Consider the following 7,398-nt stretch of genomic DNA (forward strand, 5'->3'; position numbering starts at 1 on the left):
GTCGCCGATCTGATCCGTCACGCCCGCGTGGGCGCGGCAGCTAATCCGTACCCGCCGCGGACTCGCTCGCTCGGCGAGCACTCCGCCCGCCAACACTCGGTCGGATCGCTCGTTGTCGAGACCGCTCGCGCAGACTCCGGCGTATCCGAAGAGGTCGCTCAGGCGCGGCGTGAGGTGATCGCTGCCGAGCTGGAGCGAAGGCGGCTGGTGAAGGCAGCGGAGGAAGCGCGGCGGCAGGCAGAACTTGATCGGACCCAGGCCGAGCAAGAGCGCGATGAGGCCGTTCGCCGCGCTCGCGAGCGGTCAGGACCGGGCCCGGACTTCTTGACGCTGGCGGTGATCGCAGCGGTGACCCTGGAGATCACCGAGTACGAGCTGGCCGGCGTGTTCGATGCGGCGATCACCGACACCCCCGGCCTCTCGTCGGCCGATACCGCCGACCTCGCAGGTGAGCGCAGAGTGGGCCTCACCGAGGGGCTGCTGCACACCGAGGTGGCCGCCGTCGGCGGCTCGCCGGCAGTCGCGGACGTCATCGACACCGGCGTAGGAACGCAGACACCGTCCCAGCTCATCGCCCAGTCCGATCAGGAAGCTCAGCCCGCCGCTGCCACCTTCGACAGCGCTGCGGTGTCCGTCGATACAGCCCCGGAGGTCGAAGAGCTATGAGCGCACAGGCGTTTGCCAACGACCAGATGAGGACCTACCTCGCCGATGCCCTGGCGGCGGCCGACTCCCCGTTGACGGTCATGCCGCACGACCCCGAGGACCCCTGGGGTGTCCTCTTCCGCGACACACGGTTCCAGTACTCGTTCATGAGTGTCAGGCAGGACCGCTTGATGGGCCTGCTCGACACCAGGACTCCCGAAGCCGTCGCCAGGGGGCTCGAGTACCGGTCCGCGGTCGGTGAGATCGCGATGGCGCTCACGGAGTACCCCGAGGATTGGTACACCGTCGACACATACCGTGGCGCCGAGCTAGCCATGTACTCGGGCCTGCTCAGCGTGTACCACCATGGGGCCGACATGGAGGTCGACGTACCGATCGACCTCATCAACCTCGATCACCCCGACCTGATCGGTCCCCGCGCACGGGCCGCGATCGAGGACCGTCTCGACCGGGTCACGGGCACCTCTGACGAATTCCGATGGACAGTCCTCGCCACCGTCGGCGACGTGATCCGAGCTGGCCAGCTCTCCCCGCCACCGTGGTCTCCCGGCTCAGTTCCCGCCGCCGAATCGCCGTCGCCGATGGCGAATCCGTTCACGGAGTCGTACTTGAGTCACCGCGCTGATCGCACGTTCGAGGCCAGAGCCAACGAGGTGACGGAAGCGGACTTTTCTGAGCCCCCCGTGATCGAGACGTAGACGAGTAGGACCAGGACACGCGTTAACTTATGCTTAGTCGGTGTCTAGCGAATCTGGTGCAGGCTGCGGTTGTGCTGTTGCCATAGGTGTTGCCCTCTTGCTGGGGTTGGGAATGTGTTCGTCCTCTGACGACGACAGCACATCGCGCAGCCCCGGCAGCTCGAGTAGCGGCAGTTCAAGTAGCAGTGGCACCCGTCTTAGCCCATTGGATTGTGAAGCGCTGAGGATGACGGCCCTGGACAACGAGAACCCCGAGCCGTGGAAGGCGATGGACAAGTACGACAGGTACTGCTGACTACTCCCTGCTGTCTCTGACTCACCACGGGTCGGGGGAGGAATCGGTGGTGGCTCCCCAATCCCATTGCGGTCCTGATGTCGACTCGACGTCCGGGCCGCGTTCTTGTTCTGCGGCACGGTGGGCCAGATAGGACTCAGCGAAGTCGTCAGAAGCTGCGGGCGCCGGCGCGGTAGTGAGCGAGCCGTGGGTGGTCGCCAGCCACGCTGCCAGTTCGGTGTCGGTGGCCGGCGCGATTGGGGGAGGGGTGGGCAGGGCATCCCGGTCCCGGTCCTCATTTGTCGCGTGACGTATCCGGTGCGCGATGACGGCCCCTGGACTGTCGGCGGTCTCCAGGTTCGCAGTGGCCTCGGCCCACAGCTCGCGGGGGTCATGGCCGGTCTTGGCGGCGTCGGTCCAGGCTCGGGCGAGCACGTCGTACTGGTCGCCTCCGGGCTCGAGGTGTCGGCCGTAGGGGCGCGGCAGGGCGTCGATGTAGGTGGGCAGCGTGGAGCTGGTGAAGGCTTGGGCAGCGAGGTCGACGCCGTGGCGGTACAGCGCTTCAATGCGCGCCGGGTCGGTGGCGTTATCCATCTCCTCGCGCAGTGTTGCGGTCGCGGAGGCTTGGTGGGTGTCGCGCCTAAGAATGGCGGCCAGTACCTCGGCGGCGGTGGGGGCGTCGTGGTCGCCGGCTGAGTGCATGTGGGCGTCCTCGGCAGACAGGTCGACCGTGGGTTCGCACACGGCGTAGGCGCGGTTCTCCTTCTTGCCGCGGGTCATCGCGACGTACAGGCCGGCACGGTCCACCGAGGTGTCGACGACTGCGTGGGTGACATCGACGGTGGCGCCCTGGGCACGGTGGATAGTCGTCGCGTAGCCCAGGTGCATGCTCTTGCTCGCGTAGCTGGCAGGCACGACCATATCGTTGCCGGTGTTGATGTCGCGCACGCTTAGTGAGCCGTCGTCGGCGATGCCGGTGAGGGTGAATAGTTGGCCGTTGAGCACCCGGCCGAGGTACTTGCTGTCGGAGGTGTAGAGCTTGGCGTTCTCACGGGCGATGATCGTGTCGCCGACGCCGACGGTGTCGCCTCGGGAAAGGCGCGTGGTGCGGGTGTCGTCGACGTGTCCGTGGGCGATCCGGTCGGCGCGGATGACCTCGTTGAGCGAGTCGACGTCGCTGTTGTTCGAGGCGATGACCAGGCTCTTGCGGCCGACCTTGGTGTCGTCGAGGAAGGCTTGAACGGCGTCAGTGAGCATCTGCTCGCGGTGTCCGCCACGGATCCAGCCGCGGTGCGCGTAGAGGTCCAGGGCGTCGGTGTTGCCTTCGCGGAGGGCGAGCGTTGCCTCGGCCTGTTCGGTGTCTGCTCCCATGCGCATGACTTCGCTCAGTTCGACTGTTCCCGGGGTGCGGGTCAGGTCGGCGAACAGGCCGCCGGTCTCGACGGCGGCGAGCTGTTTCGGGTCTCCGATCAGGCGCAGGACGGCGCCGGATTCGGCGGCGATTTCGGTCAGCGCGGCGAGGTTTCCGGTGCTGGCCATGCCCGCTTCGTCGACTAGGAGCATGTCGCCGGGGCGAATGGTCACCGGCAGCGCCTCGAGGCTCCGTCCCGGGGCGCCTGGGTTGCGGCCGAGCCAGGTGAAGGTCAGGGAGTCGATGGTGTGGCAGTCGGTGCCGATGTCCTCAGCCAGCACGCTGGCCGCTGCCGCGGAGGGCGCTAGACCGATGACGTGGCGGCCCGTGTTCTCCCACGCCTGCACGACCACTTTCATGGCGGTGGTCTTACCGGTACCGGCCGGTCCGACGCCGGCGGCGAGCAGGGTTCCCGCTCCGACGAGGTGGTGGGCCAGTTCCTTCTGCCCGGTGTTGAGCGGCCAGCCGGTGGTCCTCTCGTGGGCGGCAAGTGCCTTCTCGAGCTTGGCGCGGGGTGCGATCACTGCCACCGGGGTGCGGGCTGCATCGAGGACGCGGGTCTCGGCGTCGAGCACGGCTTGGGTGGTGTACTTCTCGGCGTTGGCGTGCCGGTCGATTCCTGCGCCGGTGTGGCCGGTCAGGGGCTCGGGCAGGATCAGTGGATCAGGTGGCGTCAGCTCCACCATGAGCTCGCGAAGCGCGATGTCCATGACCTTGGCGTGGGCCTGGTCGAGGGCGTCGTCGGAGGCGAACCGGTAGCCCTTCAGAGCTGTGGATACGGCGGTGTCTACGTGCGACCGGCGGAACTGCGCGCGGCGTGACGACACCGATTGGACGGCCTGCTCAGCGACCTGTCGGGCGTGGCTGTCGGTGTCAAAAACCTTGCGCTGCGCATCGACGGTGGCCTGCTCGGTGACGTCGCGGACAACGGACGAGACGGCGTCGGCGCCGATGGCCTGCTCAGCCACCTGGCGCCACTTGGCACGGTGCTCATCGAGGGACTGGGCGGGCTTTTTGGCGTCGCGGGTATCGAGGATCGCCTTCTGCCACAGGGCGTACGCCGCTCGCTGGGTGGGCTGGCGCCCGTTCTTCTCTACGTACTCGGCAACGAGCTGCTCGTAGACCGGGCGGGCTAGTGCGCGACGGGACGAGAACACGTCAATGAGACGGCGGTCGATGCCCTTGATGTCCCAGATCGGCGCTTTGTCCGGGTGCGGGTAGTGCGCCTCGAAGTCCAGACCCATCCGGCGGGAGAGTAGGTCGTGCAGGACAGCGTCGTAGCGAGCCGAGATCGCCTGGTGCATCTGGTGGATCGTCCGCGAATCCAGCGTGCGCCACTGGCCGTCGGGGCCTTGCACCTTGTTGGCGATCAACACGTGCGAGTGCAGGTCCGGGTCTCCGCCACGGGTGTCGAAGTGCGTGAACTCAGCGGCGACGATGCCTCTGGTTTTCACCTGCTCGATGCCGCCGGCACCCACGCGGGTGTAGATCGCATTGTCCTCGGCCCATCGCAGGGCCTCGGCCACGGCCTGATGGTGTAGCGCCGCCACTTTTGAGGCCGTGTGCTCGTCGGAAAGCGCCCACAGAACGCTGACACTTTTGACCGGTGAGAAGGTGAAATCGAATCCGGCGACGGCCTGGCGGACCTTGTCCCGTTCGCGGTTCACCCAGGCGATGACGTCCTTGCCGGAGGCGTGTTCATAGCCGAACTCGCTCGTGTAGAACGGGCGGGCCACGCTCTCGGCGAGTTGGTTTCTCTCGTCGGGAGTGGGGCGGCGCCCCTCGGCAATGAGGAACGACTTTTCAGCGGCGGAGATCGCCGCGAGCACGGGGACATCTCCGGAGTACAGGGGGTAGGCCCGGCCCAGCTTGCAGGCGCCCAGACTCTTCCCTTCAGCCATCATCTGATCGGTGTCCGGGTGTAGCCCTTCGCCGTACAGGGCGGCCATTTGGACCTCTCCCACGACGGCGCCGGCGGTCGCTGTCTCAGAGAGCAGGCCGGCCAATCCGCTGCCGATCCACCGCCCGGGCGGTGTTCCCTTGGCCGCGTAGTAGTCCGACAGCGACTTTCCTTCGGGGTCAGCGTCATGGGTGGCGACCGAGCGCAGCAGGTACTGGTATCCAGTACCGGCGTGCACCGCTCGGAGGCTCATCATGAGCCCCAGCGTAGAGCCGCCGCGGGGCGGCGTCTACGCACGACGCGTCGGCGGCGCGCTGAGCAGCCGCTTTCCGGACGTCACTAGTAGTGCCTACTGTGTATGGCAGTTTGTGACGAGCGAAAGCGAGGATGATCTAGCACGGACAGTGCTAGATCTGGTGCGGCGATCGGGGACCAGGACGGCGAGACGATGACGGCGGCATGGTGGTTGGGCATTGCGGCACGATGGGTAGGGCAATAGGGTCGATCACATGGCGGCTATCAAGACTGATTCACGTTCACAAACCGCACGCGCGAGGGCTCGTCAGGCGATGGCCGACGAGTTGGAGCGGGCTCGCAAGCGCGAGGCCAAGCTGGTCGCGGTGTTCTCGGCGATCGACGCCCGCGATGACGCGCAGATCGTCCTCGGCGAGTCGCTGGTCGAGCTTCGGGACCTGGGTGTGGCGCAGGGCGACCTGGCGGAGATGACCGGACTGTCCGCCCGCGAGGTCGGGGCGGCGATCCGCGCCGCCAAGGACAACACCACCGACACCGAGAACATGGCCACGGATGCGGCCGACAGTGACACCACGACGGCCGGCCAGACACCCGCGGACACCAACGGTGACCAGCAGCACTGAGCCAGTCTCCGGCGGATGGTTCGAGGACATCCCGCTGCCGGGAATGGACGCCCGCCCCCGGCCCCGGCCTGCCCCGGCGCGGTCCAGGCCGTACGACTCGACGCTGCCCCCGACTGAAGCAGCGATCGCCGCGTTTGGCTCCCGTGTCGTGCGCGCTCCGGGCAACGGGTGTCACATCTGGACCGGCGCCATCTCCGACGGGTACGGGCGGATCAGCTGGCGTCGAGACGGCGTCAGCAGAACCGAGTACGCGCACCGGTTCGCCCTCCTGGTCGCCGGCGAACTAACCGACGGGGCGATCGGTGAGCACCGCTGCAACGAACCCTTGTGCGTGCGCGTGGACCCCGGCCACCTCATCGCCTCAACCCAATCGGCGAACCTGCTCTACGCGGTCGCCTGCGGACGCACCGGAATCATCCGCAACACCACCGAACGCCACGACCGGCACGCCCGCTCCCTCGCGGTCCGCGAAGCCGTCACCGGCGGCTGGAACCCCAAGGCTTACGCCCACGCCTGCGGCAACACCGCACCACTAGACGAGCCACCACTGTTCTAGACTCGGCCCCACACACCAACAGCAATGGCCCCACCGTTTCGGTGGGGCCATTGCTGTACCGGTCGGGTGGGAAGTGTCAGCGGGTAGGCGTGAGACGCCTCTGGCGGCGCAGCTGCCAGTAGCGCGGAATCGTCCACCGCAGCGGCGTCTTGTCGATCACCAGCAGCGCCAATCGCGACCGGTAATGCACATCGTTGCGCACAGCGAACGACCAGTGCCCGACGAACCACGCCACCATCCCCAGCGCCATCACCGTCGGCGCCCAGGAGCTCGACTGCGTCACGCCACAGAATCCGATCACCGCGCAGATGCCCCCGATGCCGCGCGCCAGCGGCGGCACCAGAAGCGATGCCACCGCGACCACCGCCACGGCCTGTATCGCGGTCTGTAGATCCCACATGACACCCCTCCCGTGTTGGCGTTCGTCCCGCTACGTGCCGACCGCACCTGACGGAGGTCCGAGCCACTTGGTCATTGCCTGTCCTGTTCGGTCAGTGTGCTCGCCCGGTCCGACACGACAAGACCACCACCGTGCGGATCGCTACTTGTCGTCGTCGGCCTGCCCGAAGGAACGAAACGCGTCCAGCAGTTCACGCAAGGTGTCCGAAGTGGCCTCGGCCCGCACACGCCCGCGGTCAGCCTCCTCGGCCTGGACGCGCGCCTGCTCCGCCTCACGCTGCACCTTCTCGAGTTGCTGGCGAACCTGGGCCAGTTCGGAGCGCAACTGCTCGGCGTCCCGGACCGCCTCATCCCTGGCGGTGTCGGCGTCTGCTCGCTGCGCCATGGCTTCCTCCGCCGCGGCGAGGGCGTCGGCCTCGCCGGCGCGGGCAGCATCGAGGGCCACCGCGGTGGCCTCGTCTGCCTGCTCGGCGGCGCGCTTCCACGCCGCCGCCCACACCGAGGCCACCATCGCCGACATCGGCTCAGACAAGTCCGGGGCCTCGGGCACCTCACCCGCTGCGCCCGTGGCGTGCTCGCGCATCCACGCCGCCACCTCGCCGATCCGCACCCCCGC

The 7,398-nt window shown here is 67.7% G+C and carries 7 protein-coding genes; 4 read left to right on the forward strand and 3 right to left on the reverse strand.

The genetic code is table 11. The features are described 5' to 3' along the window. Together G6022_RS02685 and G6022_RS02690 are read left to right on the forward strand one after the other, a co-directional pair. Window positions 1–666, forward strand: a 666-nt coding sequence (locus G6022_RS02685; protein ID WP_206682357.1) for a hypothetical protein, incomplete at its 5' end; no start/stop codon positions are given. Then, window positions 663–1,364, forward strand: a complete 702-nt coding sequence (locus tag G6022_RS02690; protein WP_182640163.1) for a hypothetical protein — start codon at window positions 663–665, stop codon at window positions 1,362–1,364. The genes G6022_RS02685 and G6022_RS02690, both read left to right, overlap by 4 nt. A gap of 316 nt (window positions 1,365–1,680) precedes the next feature. Here the strand turns inward: G6022_RS02690 and mobF are convergent, their stop codons facing one another. Next, window positions 1,681–5,205: a MobF family relaxase gene (mobF, locus tag G6022_RS02695; RefSeq protein WP_241731016.1), complete on the reverse strand. Its 3,525-nt coding sequence runs from the start codon at window positions 5,203–5,205 to the stop codon at window positions 1,681–1,683. A gap of 253 nt (window positions 5,206–5,458) precedes the next feature. Here mobF and G6022_RS02700 point away from each other — a divergent pair, with 253 nt between their 5' ends. Together G6022_RS02700 and G6022_RS02705 are read left to right on the forward strand one after the other, a co-directional pair. Then, complete coding sequence (locus G6022_RS02700) at window positions 5,459–5,827, forward strand: hypothetical protein (protein ID WP_241731017.1); 369 nt, start codon at window positions 5,459–5,461, stop codon at window positions 5,825–5,827. Then, window positions 5,811–6,383: a hypothetical protein gene (locus G6022_RS02705; RefSeq protein ID WP_182640165.1), complete on the forward strand. Its 573-nt coding sequence runs from the start codon at window positions 5,811–5,813 to the stop codon at window positions 6,381–6,383. Before G6022_RS02700 ends, G6022_RS02705 begins: the two co-directional genes overlap by 17 nt. A gap of 76 nt (window positions 6,384–6,459) precedes the next feature. Here G6022_RS02705 and G6022_RS02710 read toward each other — a convergent pair whose 3' ends face one another. Together G6022_RS02710 and G6022_RS02715 are read right to left on the reverse strand one after the other, a co-directional pair. Then, window positions 6,460–6,783, reverse strand: coding sequence for a hypothetical protein (locus G6022_RS02710; protein ID WP_182640166.1), 324 nt, complete (start codon window positions 6,781–6,783; stop codon window positions 6,460–6,462). A 141-nt stretch (window positions 6,784–6,924) separates the two neighbouring features. Then, the coding region (locus G6022_RS02715) for a hypothetical protein (RefSeq protein ID WP_182690984.1) at window positions 6,925–7,398 on the reverse strand (474 nt) is incomplete at its 5' end.

The sequence above is a fragment of the Dietzia sp. Cai40 genome, from assembly GCF_014145165.1.
GTDB lineage: Bacteria > Actinomycetota > Actinomycetes > Mycobacteriales > Mycobacteriaceae > Dietzia > Dietzia natronolimnaea.

What these genes read in the sequence shown, in the direction of transcription:
- mobF (WP_241731016.1), bottom strand. Translation starts at nt 5,205, where the DNA reads ATGATGAGCCTCCGAGCGGTGCACGCCGGTACTGGATACCAGTACCTG.
- G6022_RS02700 (WP_241731017.1), top strand. Translation starts at nt 5,459, where the DNA reads ATGGCGGCTATCAAGACTGATTCACGTTCACAAACCGCACGCGCGAGG.
- G6022_RS02710 (WP_182640166.1), bottom strand. Translation starts at nt 6,783, where the DNA reads ATGTGGGATCTACAGACCGCGATACAGGCCGTGGCGGTGGTCGCGGTG.
- G6022_RS02690 (WP_182640163.1), top strand. Translation starts at nt 663, where the DNA reads ATGAGCGCACAGGCGTTTGCCAACGACCAGATGAGGACCTACCTCGCC.